Raw genomic sequence first — 16073 nt, 5'->3', positions numbered from 1 at the left:
TCAGAGCCGGAAGTTGCCAACCAGCTTGTCCAGCTGACCGGAGAGCTGCTGCAGGCTGCGGCTCGATTCGGTCAGCTGGTGGGCAATGTCGGCGGTCTCCATGGTGAGCTGGTTGATGTCTTCTACGTTGCGGTTGATCTCGCCGACCACGCTGGACTGCTCCTCGGTGGCGGTGGCGACCTGGATATTCATGTCGTTGATCTGGGTGATGTGGGCGGTGATCTGGCCGAGGGCGGCGTTGGCCTCATCGGCCTGGCTCACCACCTCCAGACTCTGGTTGCGTCCCTGTGCCATGGCGCTGACCGCGCGGGCACTCTGCTCCTGCAAGCGGTTGATCATCCCCTGGATCTCGGCGGTCGAGGCGGCGGAGCGGTTGGCGAGGTTACGCACTTCATCTGCCACCACGGCGAAACCGCGACCCTGTTCACCGGCGCGAGCGGCCTCGATGGCGGCGTTCAGTGCCAGCAGGTTGGTCTGCTCCGAGATGCTGCGGATGGTTTCGAGGATGCTGCCGATGGAGTCGGTCTGGCTCGCCAGCGACTCGATAACCCCTGCCACCTGCTCAATCTCGCCGGAGAGGTCGACGATGCCGTGGCGCGCCTGCGCCACCACTACCGCACCTGCATCGGCCTGATCGTTGGCCTGTCTGGCTACTTCGGCTGCCAGAGAGGCGTTACCGGCGATCTCGCTCACCGTGGCCCCCATTTCGTGGATAGCGGTGGCCACCTGCACGGTGCGGTCACGCTGGGCAGTACAGTTATGCTGGGTCAGCTGCGCCTTGTTGGCCACCTCGTTGGCGGTGGCCGCGAGCTGGCGGGAGTTCTCCGCCACCTGCTCGATGGAGCCGTGGATCTTGGCGACGAAGTTGTTGAAGCCGGTGGCGACCTGACTCAGCTCGTCGCGTCCTTCCACTTTCAGGCGCTGGGTAAGATCCCCATCGCCGCTCCCCAGCTCCTTGAACAGGCGGGCCAGTTCGTTGAGCGGGCGGCTGACCGAGCCTGCCAGCAACATCCCCATCAGCCCCATGGCCAGCGCAATCACCAGCGAGATCATCAGGATCTCGTTGCGGGTCTGATCCAGCTCGGCATAGATCTCGGCTTGCGGCACCTGGGCCACCAGATACCAGTCGAGCAGCGGGATATAGCTGCTGGCCAGTACCATGGGCTCGCCATTGACTTCGGCGTTGATGACGGCAAAGGGGCGTTTGGCCAGCAGGCTGCCGGTATCTCCGCTGGCAATGTTGCCAAGCGTGTCACGCTCGATGCGGTTGGCCTCGGGGTGCAGCTTCACCTTGCCGCTGCCATCGACCATAAAGACGATGCCGCTCTCTTCCAGCCGGAAGTTGGAGACCATGGTCACCATGGTGTCGAGGGATTTGGCAAAGCCGGCCAGCCCGCGCCCGTTGAGCTGCTGGAAGTTGACGAACAGCTTCACCTCGCCGTTGCTCTCGCGGAAGATGCTGAGGGTCATCTCCTTCTGGCTCTTGGTGTAGTCATAGAACCAGGCATCTTGCGTGGGGGTCAGGTTGCGCAGAAAGCCATCCTGGTTGTAGTAGGCTGCACTCTGGCGATCGGCGAAGGAGGCGGTCACCAGACCATACTGGTTGGCTACATCCTTGAGCTGGTTGATGAGGATTGGCTCCTGCTCTTTGGGCATGCCCCGATCCACCCAGTCGAGGATGAAGCGGTCGGTGGCCAGTTGGCGGGCTGCCTGGGCGATGCCGTGGAGATCCTGTTCAATCTCCTTGCTGATCCGCTGGGTCAGGTTGGGGAGCTCCTGCTCGAACATCCGGTTTTCGATCAGTTGCTGGGCCGAGCGTTGGCTGAAGTAGCCTACCAGCAGGCAGGAGACGACCACGGCCAGGGTGACCGTGGCCAGTATTTTCTGTTTAAGAGTGAGGGTTGCCAGCATAAAGGTGCTCAAAAGGTTGAGATTGACGACCCTCATATTAGCGGCAGCGCGGCGCTACCCATGAGGCTTGCAGCCCTTTATTTGCGGATTACGTTTGCGCTCACAGGGGCGGCGGCGTGCCCCTTTGCCATGCTGCACTCGCGGGATGCGGATTGACGGTTGCGCTAACTGCCGGGCCCCTTATAGTAGAGGCCATCCTTGGTGACTGACCCTCTGAATAATATGGAAAATATGATGCGCAGCTTAGGTGCGGGATGGACCCGTCTGCTTTTGGTGATGCTGGCGGCGATGCCGCTGCTGGCTGTGGCGGCACAGGGGGATCGCCCGAAAATTGCGGTGGTGCTCAGCGGCGGCGGCGCCAAGGGATCGGCCCATATCGGCATCCTCAAGGTACTGGAGCAGAAACGGATTCCGGTCGACATCATAGTCGGCACCAGCATGGGCTCTTATGTGGCGGGGATGTACGCCATGGGGCTTAGTGCCGAGGAGGTGGAGCGCACCACTTTGGCCATCGACTGGAACAAGGGGTATCAGGACAAGGTTGGCCGCGACGAGCTGTCGCTGCGCAAAAAGCAGCAGAACGAGCAGTACCAACTGCGCACCGACATAGGGGTGAATGGCGACACCACCCAGCTGCCGGACGGTTTCTTCCAGGGCCAATCCATGGCCAGCCTGCTGCGGGGGGCCACCTCCAACCTGCCGGTGCAGGAGAGCTTCGATGATCTCCCCATTCCCTACCGCGCCATGGCGACCGACATGGAGACGGTCACCCCCTTTGTGCTGGATCACGGCAGCCTGGCCAAGGCGATGCAGGCCTCCATGTCTATTCCCGGCGCCCTCAAGCCTGTGGAGTGGGAGGGGCACATCCTGGCGGACGGCGGTAGCGTCAACAACATGCCGGTGGATGTCGCCAAGGCGATGGGGGCTGACGTGGTGATCGCGGTGGATATCGGTGCCAAGCTGCGTACCCGGGAGTCCCTCAAGTCAGGGTTAGCCATGATCGACCAGCTCACCACCTACATGACCCAGGTGGGCACCGACAAGCAGAAGGCGCTGATGGGACCGAAGGATATTCTGATCGCCCCCGAGTTTGGCGATATGGGGATCGCCGACTTTGCCCGGATGCCGGAGGGGATCAAGATCGGTGAGACGGCGGCTGACAAGGTGTCGCTGCAACTCGATAAGCTGTCGCTCACCAAGGCGCAGTACAACGCCTATCGCAACCAGAAGCTGAGCCGCCGTGCCGAGCGTAGCGGTCAGCCCGCCTACTTCATCGACAAGGTGGAGATCATCAACAAGTCGCGCCTCTCCGATGAGACGGTGCGCGCCATGCTGAAAGTGCGGCCGGACAAGGTACAGACCAACGAGAGTCTGGAAGCGGGCATTCGCCGCCTCTACGCGCTGGAGTCCTTTGATCGCATCACCTACGAGGTGGAGGAGCGTGACGGGGAGAATGTACTGCTGGTGGATGCCAGCGAGAAGAACTGGGGGCCGGGCTACCTCAACTTCCAGTTTGGTTTCACCGATGACTTCGAGAACACCTCCAACTACAACGTCGGCATGTCCTATACCCTCACCAACGTCAACGAGTGGGGGGCGGAGTGGCTGACCGAAGCGTCGCTGGGCACGGCCAAACATATCAAGACCGACTTCTATACCCCGCTCGAACCCTCCCAGACCTTCTATGGTGAGGCGAGCCTGGCCTATGACCAGACCCTGCGCCGCCTGTTTTTCCCCAATCCGGATCCCGAGGCGGTTTCGATAAGCTATCTCGACTCCGAATACTCCTTCTTCAGCGGCGATCTGACGGTGGGCTGGAACCGCCAGCCCTGGAGCAGGTTGTCGATGGGGCTGGAGGGACAACTGGGCACGATTGATGTGAAGAACTTCAAGGGGCTGGAGATGGATGCCACGGCGTGGGGCCCCTATGTCCGCTTTGAACACGACAATCTGGATAGCCGCTATTTCCCCTATCAGGGGATGAAATGGGACATGAAACTGGGCCATTCCCACGTCAGTGTGGATGGGCTCGAGTCGGCAGATGGGCGCAGTGAAGGCTGGAATTATCAGCTCTCGATGATCAAACCCTGGTCATGGGACAGGCACAGCCTCAACCTGATCCTCGAAGGGGGCGGCTCGGGCAGTGAAGAGGTGGTACCGCTGCATATTCAGGATCTGGGCGGACTGTTCCGCCTCTCCGGTTTCCAGCGCTACCAGTTGAGCGGTCGCTACAGCCTGTTTGGTGGCCTGCGCTACATCTATCGGGTGGCAGACAATGACTTTGGTGCCCTCAAGATGCCGCTCTATCTGGGCGGATCTCTGGAGCAGGGTGGGGTCTGGAACAAGGGGGAGGATATCAGTCTGGAGAGCTCGTTTACCGCCGGGTCGGTTTATGTCGGGGTGGAGAGCTTCCTCGGCCCTGTGTTCCTCGGCTACGGCATGGCGGAGGGGGGCAATGACGTCTTCTATCTGCAATTGGGCAGTACGTTCGAATAATGCCGAAATGATGCCAATTTGTTAACTCTGGTTGATGGCGTTCAATTAATTTTCAAAAAACACCAATCTGTTTAATTGGTTACGATTTTGTGGTTAATAAGTAAACAGGGTTTGGATTTTAATTAGTCGTTAAAACTTATATAGTGGGGAGCACCCTACGGGGTGTCCCGCAAGGACGATCGCCGCGAGCGTGGGCGAACCCCAAAAAAAGACCAAAGAGGAATTAGTCGTGCTTGAAACATACCGTAAACACGTCGCAGAACGTGCCGCCGAGGGCGTGGTTGCCAAACCTCTGGACGCAGAGCAGGTCGCCGCCCTGGTTGAGCTGCTCAAGAACCCGCCCGCTGGCGAAGAAGACTTTCTGAAAGAGCTGTTGTCCTCCCGTATTCCCCCCGGTGTTGATGAAGCGGCCTATGTCAAAGCCGGTTTCCTCACCGCCGTCGCCAAGGGCGAAGCCCACTCTCCCATCCTGACTGCCGCCGAAGCTGTCGAGCTGCTGGGCACCATGCAGGGTGGTTACAACATTCAACCGCTGATCGACCTGCTGGATCATGCCACCCTGGCGCCGCTTGCCGCCAAGGGGCTCTCCCACACCCTGCTGATGTTTGACTCTTTCCACGACGTGGAAGAGAAGGCCAAGGCGGGCAATGTCCACGCCAAACAGGTGATGCAGTCCTGGGCTGATGCCGAGTGGTTCCTCTCCCGCCCGGAACTGGCCGAGAAGATCACTGTCACCGTGTTCAAGGTGACTGGCGAAACCAACACTGACGACCTCTCGCCGGCACCGGACGCCTGGTCCCGCCCGGACATTCCGCTGCACGCCCTGGCGATGCTGAAAAACGCCCGTCCCGGCATTACCCCGGACAAGGATGGCGCCGTCGGTCCCATCAAGACCATCGATGCCCTGAAAGAGAAAGGCTTCCCGCTTGCCTATGTGGGTGACGTGGTCGGTACCGGTTCTTCCCGTAAATCCGCCACCAACTCGGTGCTCTGGTTTATGGGCGACGACATTCCGTTCGTGCCGAACAAGCGCGCTGGCGGTGTCTGTCTGGGTGGCAAGATTGCCCCGATCTTCTTCAACACCATGGAAGATGCCGGCGCTCTGCCTATCGAAGTGGACGTCTCCAAGCTGGAAATGGGCGATGTAATCGACATCTACCCCTATGCCGGCAAGATCTGCAAACACGGCACCGAACAGGTGCTGGCACAGTTTGAATTGAAAACCGATGTACTGATCGACGAAGTGCGCGCCGGTGGCCGTATCCCGCTGATCATCGGCCGCGGCCTGACCGACAAGGCCCGCGAAGCGCTGGGGCTGCCGTTCTCCACCGTATTCCGTCGCCCGCAGCCGGTGGCCGATACCGGTAAAGGCTTCACCTTGGCCCAGAAGATGGTGGGCAAGGCGTGCGGCGTGAAGGGCATTCGCCCGGGCACTTACTGCGAGCCCAAGATGACCACGGTCGGCTCTCAGGACACCACGGGCCCGATGACCCGCGACGAGCTCAAAGATCTGGCCTGTCTCGGCTTCTCCGCCGATCTGACCATGCAGTCCTTCTGCCACACCGCCGCCTATCCGAAGCCCATCGACGTACAGACCCACCACACCCTGCCGGACTTCATCATGAACCGCGGCGGTGTGAGCTTGCGTCCGGGTGACGGCGTCATCCACTCCTGGCTGAACCGCATGCTGCTGCCGGATACCGTGGGTACCGGTGGTGACTCCCACACCCGTTTCCCCATCGGGATCTCCTTCCCGGCGGGCTCCGGTCTGGTGGCCTTCGCCGCCGCCACCGGCGTGATGCCGCTGGACATGCCGGAATCCGTGCTGGTGCGCTTCAAGGGGGAACTGCAACCGGGCATCACCTTGCGTGATCTGGTTCATGCCATCCCCTACGCCGCCATCCAGAAAGGGCTGCTGACCGTCGAGAAAGCGGGCAAGAAGAACATCTTCTCCGGCCGTATCCTCGAGATCGAAGGTCTGCCGACCCTGAAGGTAGAGCAGGCGTTCGAACTGGCTGACGCCAGTGCCGAGCGCTCCGCTGCCGGTTGCACCATCAAGCTGGATAAAGAGCCGATCATCGAGTATCTGAAGTCCAACATCGTGATGCTGAAATGGATGCTCTCCGAAGGTTACGGTGACCCGCGCACCATCACCCGTCGCATCAAGGGGATGGAAGAGTGGCTGGCCAACCCGACCCTGATGGAAGCGGACAAGGATGCCGAGTACGCCGAAATCATCGAGATCGATCTGGCCACCATCAAGGAGCCGATCCTGTGTGCGCCGAACGATCCGGACGATGCCCGTCTGCTGAGCGACGTGGCTGGCGACAAGATCGACGAGGTGTTCATCGGTTCCTGCATGACCAACATCGGCCACTTCCGTGCCGCCGGCAAACTGCTCGAGAAGTATCAGGGCGAGCTGCCGACCCGCATGTGGATCGCGCCGCCCACCAAGATGGACAAGGATCAGCTGACCGAAGAGGGCTACTACGGCATCTTTGGTCGCGTCGGTGCCCGCATCGAGATCCCGGGCTGTTCTCTGTGCATGGGTAACCAGGCGCGAGTAGCGGAAGGGGCCTCGGTGGTCTCCACCTCCACCCGTAACTTCCCGAACCGTCTGGGTAAAGGTGCCAACGTCTATCTGGCCTCTGCGGAGCTGGCCGCCGTTGCCGCCATCCTCGGCAAGATCCCGACCGTGGCGGAGTACCTGCAGTACGCCAAGGCGCTTGATGCCACTGCGGCAGATACTTACCGCTACCTCAACTTCAACGAGATCGCCTCCTACACCAAGAAGGCCGATGCGGTGATCCTGCAGCAAGCCGTTTAACTGAGTTCTTGCGCGATTTGCGCGATAAGAAGCCAATAATGCCGCGTATTTACGCGGCATTATTTATTTGTGTGTTATTCACGGTCTTTTTTGAAGATTGTTTGCACGATCCTTGCTAGAGAGATCCAACCACCTGTTTGGTGGTTCGTTTTATAAACGCTTTGGGTTATGTTGTTCGGTTATGTGCGGTAATGATGAGGCATCGTTATCGAGGGAAAGTGGATATCTGTTCACTGGGTGCTTGCGTTGGCAGGCCTGACGAATTGCGGCGTGGTTCTTTATGTTTCTGTTCAGGATCGATCTCTCCCGAACCGGGTTACGCTTCGGCGGTGCCTTGCTGGTCTTTACCCTGCCGCTGCTGGTGGGAGCTTGGCTCATCCACAGCAATTATGTGCAGGAGCTGAAAGCGGAATCCAGCGCTTCGGCCCACAAGGCCAGAACCCTGATGGAGTCGATGCTGGATCATGCGGAGCAGGCCAATCGCTCTGTGCTGCCCTTGGTGAATGCTCCCTGTCGCGACAACCTGCTGGTGCTGCGCAAGAAGGTCGCCATCGAGCCTTTCCTGCGTTCGGTCAATCTGGTGCGAAACGGCATCATCAATTGCACTTCGCTGTTTGGTGAGGCCAATGATGCCGATGACGGCTCCATCTACACTGGCCGCAAGCTGCTGCTGATGAGTGGCAACCGGGTGCGGCAAAATCACCCGCTGCTGGTGGTGCGCACCGAACAGGGCAAGGATGCCGCCTTGAGCGCCATCGACAGTACCCAGCTCAGCTTCATGCTCTCCATGAGCGGAAAATCCAGTGCGCTCTATCTGCAGGTGGGGTCGGCCTGGCTCAATGAGTCTGGCCGCTATCTGAGCGAGGCGCCCACCCTCCATCGCGGGATCAGCCAGGCCCTCACCTCATCCCATTATCCTTTCACCATCCATGCCGGTTATGCCATGCCGGTCTACTGGAAGTCGCTGTGGGCCGCGCGGTACGTGGCGCTGTCGTGGCTGGCGGTTTCCTCGCTTTTGCTGGCCTGGCTGGTGTGGTGGGTGCTGGGGCGCCCCGGCTCGCCAACAGATGAATTGCGACGGGCCCTGCGAGCCAGGGAGTTTGTTCCCTACTTGCAGCCGCTGATTGCCAGCCACGACGGCAAGATGATGGGCGCCGAGGTGCTGATGCGCTGGGAGCATGTCAATGAAGGGGTGATTCGGCCCGATCTCTTTATTCCGCAAGCGGAGGAATCGGGACTGATCGTCCCCATGACCACCCATATCATGAAGCAGGTGGCGACACGGTTGAACCGCTCTCAGGAGCAGTTGCCCGATGGGTTTCATATCAGCTTCAACATCAGCGCCGCTCATTGCCACGATTTTGCCCTGCTGGCCGAGTGCCGCGCCTTTCTCGGCCACTTCCTCCCCGGCAAGGTGGTACTGGTGCTGGAGCTGACCGAGCGGGAGCTGTTGATGTCAGATCCCCAGACCCTCTCCCTGTTCCGCCAGCTGGACGAGATGGGGGTCAAACTCGCTATCGACGACTTTGGTACCGGCCACTCCAGCCTGGCTTACCTGCAGCAGTTCCATGTGGATTACCTCAAGATCGACAAATCCTTTATCGCCCGCATCGGTACCGAGTCGCTCTCGGAACATATTGTGGACAACGTGATCGATCTGGCGACCCGGCTCGGTCTGGCGCTGGTGGCGGAAGGGGTGGAGAGCGAGCGTCAGGCTGACTACCTCAGGGCCAAAGGGGTCGATTATCTGCAGGGGTACCTGTTTGCCCGCCCCATGCCGCTGCGCCAGTTCTGCGAGGAGCTGCTGCCGGAAGAGGCACAAACCCGCCAGCCAGATGGGGTGCGAGGCATCCCGAATGCGACCTGATTTATCGGTGACAGACGGGCGGACACGTTCCTGTCTGGCAGGGTAGGGAAGTGCTCTCTCCCTATCCCCCCTCGAGTGCAGGGGCTTGTTTTTCATGCCTTGCGGCTCGCTTTTCGGTAGAATCAGCGCTCATTTTGACGTCAGTAAAAGATGAGGCGCGGTATGACGGTTCAGTTCCAGGCATTTCACAGCATCAAGGCGATCGGTAATCGGGAGGTGCTGTTCAACTGGTCGAGAACCAATCCCCTCGGTGCGCTGGATCAGGTGTGGCGCCCGAAAAGCCGCGACGAGCTGCAGGCGCTGCTGCGGGAACACCCCGAGCGCAAGCTGCGCCTTATCGGCTCCGGCCTCTCTTTTGAACCCATCCACAGCGTCTATGCCGAAGGTAGTCAGGCGCTGCTGGTGGACTTGCACCACCTGCGCGGCCAGCTGGCGAAAACGGCCGATACCGTCACCTATCAGGCGGGGACGCCGCTCGATACCGTTTATGCCGAGCTGATCGCCATGGAGCGGATGCTGCCCGCATCCCCCGGTGTCATCGGCATCCAGACTCTGGGCGGCGCCCTCAGCACAGGTACCCACGGTCAGGGGCTGCACCAGTCTGCCCTCTGCGATGCGGTGGAGGCGATGACGGTGATGCAGGCCAATGGCGACATCATCCGGGTGGATCGCACCGATCCGCGCTTCGGCGCCTTCGTGATGGGGATGGGGATGCTCGGCATCCTGCTCGACGTCACCCTGCGTACCGTGCCCAACCGCATCATGCGTTGCACCAAGTTCACCACCGATTACCCCTTCCTGCTGGAGCACAACGAGCGGCTCAACCGCGAGCACGGCTTTGTGAAGAGCTGGTGGTTTGCCTGGACCGGCGAGAGCCACATCTGGCTGGTGGATCCCGCCTCTGATGAGGAGGTGGCCCGCTACCGCGCCGGTGGCAGCGAGCCGCTGCTGCTGGATGGCGATATCGACGCCCGCATGAACGCCACCATAGATGCCACCCTGCAGAAGATGGCGAAAGACACCAAGGATGAGGCGCTGGCTGGCGAGCACTTCGAGACGGTGCGCCGCTTCAAGGATGCCTCCGATCTGGTGGGCAACGTCTACCAAATTCTTTGCAAGGGGATCCCGGCACCCCAGATCAACTGTGAGGTGGCGGTGCCGCTTAATCGCATGAACGAGGCGCTGGAGACCCTGCAGGCGTGGCAGCAGGCCAATCCGGGCGTGCTGCACTACCCCTTTATCCTGCGCTGCACCGGCCCTTCCGAGGCCTGGCTCAGCGCCGCCTATGGCCAGTCGGTCTGCTGGATCGGTTTTCTGGTCTATCTGGCGGCGGACGGCACCTTCGTCAACGGCTCCATGGAGCAGATGCGCGAGCTGCAACAACTGCTGGCGCCGCTTGGCGGCATTCCCCACTTCGGCAAGCATCTGGCGATGGATCTCTACGACTTCCCGGCCCTGTTGCCGCGCTGGAACGACTTCGTGGCGTTAAAAGCCGAGCTCGACCCCCACGGCCGCTTTGAAAACCGCTGGCTCAGCGACCTGTTTGCCAACCGGTAAGGATCTGACATGACCGATATGCAAGATACCCGTATCCCAGTGACCCTGCTGACCGGCTTTCTCGGTAGCGGCAAGACAACTCTGCTCAATCACTGGGTCAAGCAGCCGGAGCTTGGTGAGTGCGCCGTGCTGATCAACGAGTTCGGCTCGGTGGGGCTGGATCACCATCTGGTGCAACAGGTGGATGAGCAGGTGATGCTGCTCGACTCCGGCTGCATCTGCTGCTCGGTGCAGGGCTCCCTGGTGGAGGCGTTGCAGGGGCTCTTTATGAAGGCCATCCAGCGCAAGATCAAACCGTTCAAGCGGCTGATTATCGAGACCACAGGTCTGGCAGATCCTGCCCCCGTGCTCTTTACCCTGCGCGAAGAGGGCTTTATCGCCCAGCGCTACCGCTTCGATGGCACTGTCACCGTGGTGGATGCCGGCCATATCGAGCAGCAGTTGGCGGCCCAGTATGAGGCGGTAAAACAGGTGGCGCTGGCGGATCTGCTGGTGGTGAGCAAAGGCGATCTGGTGGATGGCGAGCAGCTGGCGCGGGTCGAAGCCCAGCTGGCGACACTCAATCCGGCGGCCCCGATCCAGCAGGTGACCAATGGCGAACTGTCGCCAGCAGTGCTGGAGAAGCTCGGCGCCTACAACGAAGCGGCGGGGCGCGATGTGCGCCAGCTGCTGGCCTGGCTGCGCACCGAATCCCCCAAGCAGGGGCTGGCATCACCCATGCAGCCGAAGATGCAACCGTTCGCCGCCAAGGTGGGCACAGCTGCGCCCACCCACTTCGAGCACGGCAACATCGAGAGTTTCTCCCTGCGTATCGGTGAGCCGCTCAAGCCCTCTCGCCTGCTGGCCGCCATCGATGCGGTGCAGGCCCAATACGGCGATGCCCTGCTGCGCCTCAAGGGGATCTTGCAGCTGGAAGGGGAGAGCCAGCCGGTGGTGATCCACGGCGTCCACGGTCAGCTCTATCCGCTGCAGGCACTGGGCGACTGGCCGGAGGGCAAAGCCCAGTCCCGACTGGTGTTTATCGTGAAAAGTCAGGACAAGGCCGGTATCGAGCAGCTCTTTATGGCGACCCTCAAGGCCCCGGAGCCCACTCTGGAAGAGCGGCTCAAAGCCATGCTGGGTCAGCCCGACAACTGATCTTGCGCGTTGCCGCTCTCCTGCACCGGGTCAGGACGGCGGCGGTTGAACAACACAAAGGCCACCGGCACAAAGTAGAACGAGAGCAGGGTCGCCAGCGCTGTGCCACCGGCGATGGCGATGGCAAAGGGGGGCCAGAAGCCGCCGCCCCCCAGCAATAGCGGGATGAAGCCGCCCACCGTGGTGATGGTGGTCGAGACGATGTGGCGGCTGCAACCGGCCACCAAATCGCGGATCTGCGGCAAATTGCCCTGCTGTGCCAGCGGGTCTGCCTTCAGCTCAGCCAGAATGACGATGGCGGCGTTGATGGCCAGCCCCATCAGCCCCAGCAGGGCGATGATCACCGTAAACCCGAAGGGGTAGCCCAGCAGCCAGACCCACAGCAGCCCGAGCCCCGCCGACTGGATCGCCACCAGGGTGACGATGCCTGCCAGCCGGAACGAGTTTAAGCTGAGCACCAGCACGGCCACCAGCAGCACGGCGACCAGGCTGACATGGGCCATCAGATTACCCACCGATTCATCCCGCTTGGCGGCTTCCCCGCCAAACTCCAGTCGATAGCCCGGCGGCAACGCCAGCGCCTTGGCGGCCAGCCTCTCTTTGACCTGCTCCAGCACAGTTTGCGGCAGTACGCCGACCGCCAGATAGGCCTCCAGCACATTGACCCGCTCCCCATCCCGACGGCTGATCTCCCCCCAGCTTGGCAGCAGCTCGGGAGTGGCCAGTGCCCGCAAGGTGAGATTGGCAGCCCCTTGCTGGCCGGTGCCGGTGAGCGATAGCGGCACATTGAGCAGCGCATCCGGATCCTGACGCAAGGGCTCGGCCAGTCGCACCCGAACCGGGATTGACTCGGTGCCTTCCAGCACAGTGCCGCCCAACCTGCCATCCAGTGCGCCAGCCAGCCGGGAGGCAACATCGGTCAGGCTCATGCCTGCCAGTCGGGCGGCCTCCTCATCGACCTGCAACCAGAGTTTGGGGGCCCCGGCCTGCAAGGTGGCGCGGGTCTGCACCACGGCCGGGGTATTGGCGAGCAGACTGCGCAGCTCCTCTCCCAGACGGTGCAGCTGTTCAAGGTCGGGGCCAAACAGCCGCAGCTCGACCGGGGCATTGAAGGGCGGCCCCTGTTCCAGCTTGCGCACCAGGATCTGCGCTTCGGAAAATTTTGCATCGAGCCGCTGCTGCAGTTGTGGAATGAGCCGCTCGGCGGCATCGGCATCCTGCAGAGTGATCATCCCCTGGGCGTAATCGGCCCGCCCCTGTTTTCTGGGCACCAGGTTGTAGTAGAAGCTGGGGGCGTTGTCGCCCACCACCCAATCCTGGCGAACCAGCTCGGGGAGACTGGCCAGCTCGGCGGAGATCCCCAGTGCCAGCTCGCGGGTGCGCGCCAGGCTCGCCTGTGGGGAGAGGCTGGCCTCGATGTGGATCATGTCCCGGTCGGCAGGGGGAAAGAACTGTTCGGTGAGGCGGCCTGCCACCCAGAAACCGAGCAGGGGCAGCAGACTGACCAGCAGCAGGGTTCGCCAGGGGTGAGCCAACGCCATGGCGATGCTCTGCTGGAAACGTGCGCTCACCCGGGGCAGGTGCAAGCCATCCTGATACCAGCGTCCCCCCTGGTCACTGCCAATCCAGCGGGCTGCGAGGCCAGCCACCAGGGTGTGGGCGATGAGGTAGGATCCCAGCAGCGAGCAGATCACCGCCCAGGCGATGCCGCCGACAAACTCGCCCGCCGGGCCCGGCATCAGAATGATCGGCATAAAGGCGAGCATGGTGGTGAGGGTGGAGCCCAGCAGTGGCAGCCAGAGGTGGCCGATGGCTTCCAGTGCGGCGGCACTCATGGCCATGCCGCGGCGGCGCTGATACTGCACCCGATCCGCCATGACGATGGCGTTGTCCACCATGATCCCGAGCGCCACCACCAGACCGGTGACCGACATCTGGTGAATGGGTAGATTGATCAGGTTCATGCAGGCGAATGAGAACGCCACGGTAAGCGGCAGCGACAGGGCCACGATAATGGCGGCCTTGACCCCCAAGGTCACCAGCAGCACAGCCACTATGATGAGGAAGCCCTGCACAATGTTGATGAGCAGGGTGTCGAGCCGCTGATCGGTATAACGCTGCTGATCGAAGCTGGTGACGAGGCCGATATTATCCGGCAAGTCCTGTTGCAGCTGGGTCAGCATGGAGTCGACCCGTGCCGACCAGAGGTCGATGCGGTGATCCTGTGCCATGCGCAGGCCGACCACCACGGCCCGCTCACCATTGGCAAAGGCCAGCTGGCTCTCCGGCTGGTGCAGGGTACGTCTCACCTCAGCCAGATCGCCAAGGCGCAGGGTCTGGCCCTGCTCGCCGGTACGCAGCGGGATCTGGCGGATCCGCTCCAGGGTATCGAGGGCACCGCGGATCTCCACCTGAAAGCGATTGTGGCTGCCCTGCAACTCCCCGGCGGCCACTTTGGCATCGGCACCACTCAGCGCCTGGGCAAGCTGTTCGCCACTCATGCCGCTGGCACTGAGGGCGAGGGGATCGAACCGTACCTCGATCTCCTCCTGCGGTGCCCCGACCCGCTCGACGTATTCGGTGCCCGGCAGCTGGCGAGCCCGGCGTTCCAGCTCGGCGCTGTAGCGGGCGAGGCGATCCAGCTGCGGCTGGCCCGGCCCGCGCCAGACCACATTGACCAGCCGGGTGAAGGGGTAGCCCTTCTCGTCATCCAGCTTGGGGGCACTGGCGCCTGCTGGCAGTCCGGCGGCCAGATCTGCCAGCCGGTCACGAACTCTGGACCAGACAGGCTCGACATCGCTGACCTCATCCTTGAGCTCCAGATTGATGATGGAGAGACCGGGGCGAGAGCTCGACTCGATCAGCTTGATCTCGCTCTGGGCCCGCAGCCGGTTCTCGATGGGCTCGCTCACCAGCGCCTCCACCCGCTCGGCGCTGGCCCCGGGGAAGTGGGTAACCACGCTGGCAAAGCGGCTGGTGAGCTGGGGATCTTCGGTTCTGGGCAGGATCTGCAATGCCGCAAGAGCGGCCGTCAGCAGCAGCGCGACCGTCAACAGCAGCAGGCGGCCATTCTCGATAAACGGGCGGATCATGACTGTGGCTCCGGATGGCCTGCCTGATGATCCACGCTGGTTGTCAGGGTGACCTGCTGGCCCGGCACCAGTTTATGCAGGCCATCGGTCACCAGCTGTTCTTGTCCGTTCAGGGCACCACTGATCCAGGCCCGCTCGCCATCTTGCTGCAGCAGGGTGACGTCCCGACTGACCACTCGGGGTGGCGTTTCGTCGTTGAGCAGGTAGAGGGTCCAGCTGCCGCGCAATCCCTGGGTCAGTGCGGTGAGCGGCACTTCGTAAGCGCGGGTGGGCTCGCGGGTCTGATGCAGCAGGGTGATCAGTTGCCCCTCTGCCAGTTGTTCGCCGCCCCGGATCAGCTGGAAGCGGGCGGTGCGGGTGTGGGTCTGCCCGTCCACTTGTACCCCCAGATTAAGCAGGCGCCCCTCCAGTGATTGCTCCCCGCTTTGCAGGGGGTAGTGTTGGCCGACGATCAGGGACTCGGCCTGTTTCACCGGCACGCCGATATCGGCCTCCCACTGGCCGCTGCGGGTCAGGGAGAAGAGAGGCTGGCCTGCGGCTACCACGGCCCCCAATGCCTGCTCGCGGCTGACCACAATCCCGTTGAAGGGGGCGCGCAGCTGTGATTTCTCCTGTTTGACCCGGTTGGCTTCGAGGGCGGCGGCCAGCTGGTTGGCGCTTGCCTCCAGCATGCGGACTTTGCCTTGCTGTTCATCCAGCGCCTGACGGGAGCTGAACTGCTGCTGGCGCAGGGCTGTGAGCCGGTCGAGCGTCTGCCGGGCAAGGGTCAGCTCGGCCTCGTTCTGGGCAGCCCGGGCGGCCAGCTCTTTGGCTTCCACTGCCAGCAGCCGGGTGTCCAGTGTGGCGAGCAGTTCGCCGGCCGCGACCGGCTCTCCGCGTCCCTTGTGCAGAGTGGCGATCCGCCCTGCCAGCTCGAAGCCTATCTGGCTGTGCTCGGGAGCGATCACCCGGCCATTGAAACGGTGCAGCACCGGGTAGTGATCGCTGGCTTGCAGCGGCTGGGCGATCACCCGGGTCAGGGCGGGTGTTTCTTCTGACTCTGTGACCGGGCTGCAGCCACTCAGTAACAGCGCCAGCAGGATTAAGCAAAGTGTCATGACATCATCCTCTGGTTGACATAACATCAAATCACACCGGTGAGTCTAGTTTTTCGAAACTAGACTGTCCAGTTTGATTGTGGAGGAAA

At 61.9% G+C, this 16073-nt stretch carries 8 protein-coding genes; 5 read left to right on the top strand and 3 right to left on the bottom strand.

What is annotated here, in order from left to right; genetic code table 11:
* Positions 1–1911 carry a methyl-accepting chemotaxis protein gene (locus ACTG2S_RS20090; RefSeq protein ID WP_129503161.1) on the bottom strand — a complete coding sequence of 637 codons (1911 nt, stop codon included), beginning with the start codon at positions 1909–1911 and terminating at the stop codon, positions 1–3.
* 234 nt (positions 1912–2145) lie between these two features.
* Here ACTG2S_RS20090 and ACTG2S_RS20085 point away from each other — a divergent pair, with 234 nt between their 5' ends.
* From ACTG2S_RS20085 to ACTG2S_RS20065, 5 genes are all read left to right on the top strand, one after another.
* Entirely contained in the window at positions 2146–4407 is a 2262-nt protein-coding gene (locus tag ACTG2S_RS20085) for a patatin-like phospholipase family protein (RefSeq protein ID WP_236301942.1), read from the top strand.
* Positions 4408–4636: 229 nt separating this feature from the next.
* Complete coding sequence (gene acnB, locus ACTG2S_RS20080) at positions 4637–7234, top strand: bifunctional aconitate hydratase 2/2-methylisocitrate dehydratase (RefSeq protein ID WP_043821991.1); 2598 nt, start codon at positions 4637–4639, stop codon at positions 7232–7234.
* Between the two features lie 280 nt (positions 7235–7514).
* A complete protein-coding gene (locus ACTG2S_RS20075) occupies positions 7515–9101 on the top strand; it encodes an EAL domain-containing protein (protein ID WP_075115839.1) in 1587 nt (528 codons plus the stop codon).
* A gap of 162 nt (positions 9102–9263) precedes the next feature.
* A complete protein-coding gene (locus ACTG2S_RS20070; protein ID WP_274160608.1) occupies positions 9264–10658 on the top strand; it encodes a D-arabinono-1,4-lactone oxidase in 1395 nt (464 codons plus the stop codon).
* Between the two features lie 9 nt (positions 10659–10667).
* Positions 10668–11795: a CobW family GTP-binding protein gene (locus ACTG2S_RS20065; protein WP_166740598.1), complete on the top strand. Its 1128-nt coding sequence runs from the start codon at positions 10668–10670 to the stop codon at positions 11793–11795.
* On the opposite strand, the gene ACTG2S_RS20060 is transcribed toward ACTG2S_RS20065, so the two are convergent.
* Positions 11780–14887 (bottom strand): efflux RND transporter permease subunit, encoded by a 3108-nt coding sequence (locus ACTG2S_RS20060; protein WP_439983163.1) that lies wholly within the window; start codon positions 14885–14887, stop codon positions 11780–11782. The two genes, ACTG2S_RS20065 and ACTG2S_RS20060, sit on opposite strands and share 16 nt — an antisense overlap.
* The gene (locus ACTG2S_RS20055; protein WP_429108598.1) at positions 14884–15984 is read right to left on the bottom strand and encodes an efflux RND transporter periplasmic adaptor subunit; all 1101 of its coding nucleotides are present in this window, start codon (positions 15982–15984) and stop codon (positions 14884–14886) included. The genes ACTG2S_RS20060 and ACTG2S_RS20055 overlap by 4 nt, the downstream gene beginning before the upstream one ends.
* Between the last annotated feature and the right edge of the window lie 89 nt (positions 15985–16073).

The organism is Aeromonas sp. 82P (assembly GCF_051919365.1).
GTDB classification, from domain to species: Bacteria; Pseudomonadota; Gammaproteobacteria; order Enterobacterales; family Aeromonadaceae; genus Aeromonas; species Aeromonas veronii.
This window is presented reverse-complemented; position numbering and strand designations above follow the sequence as displayed.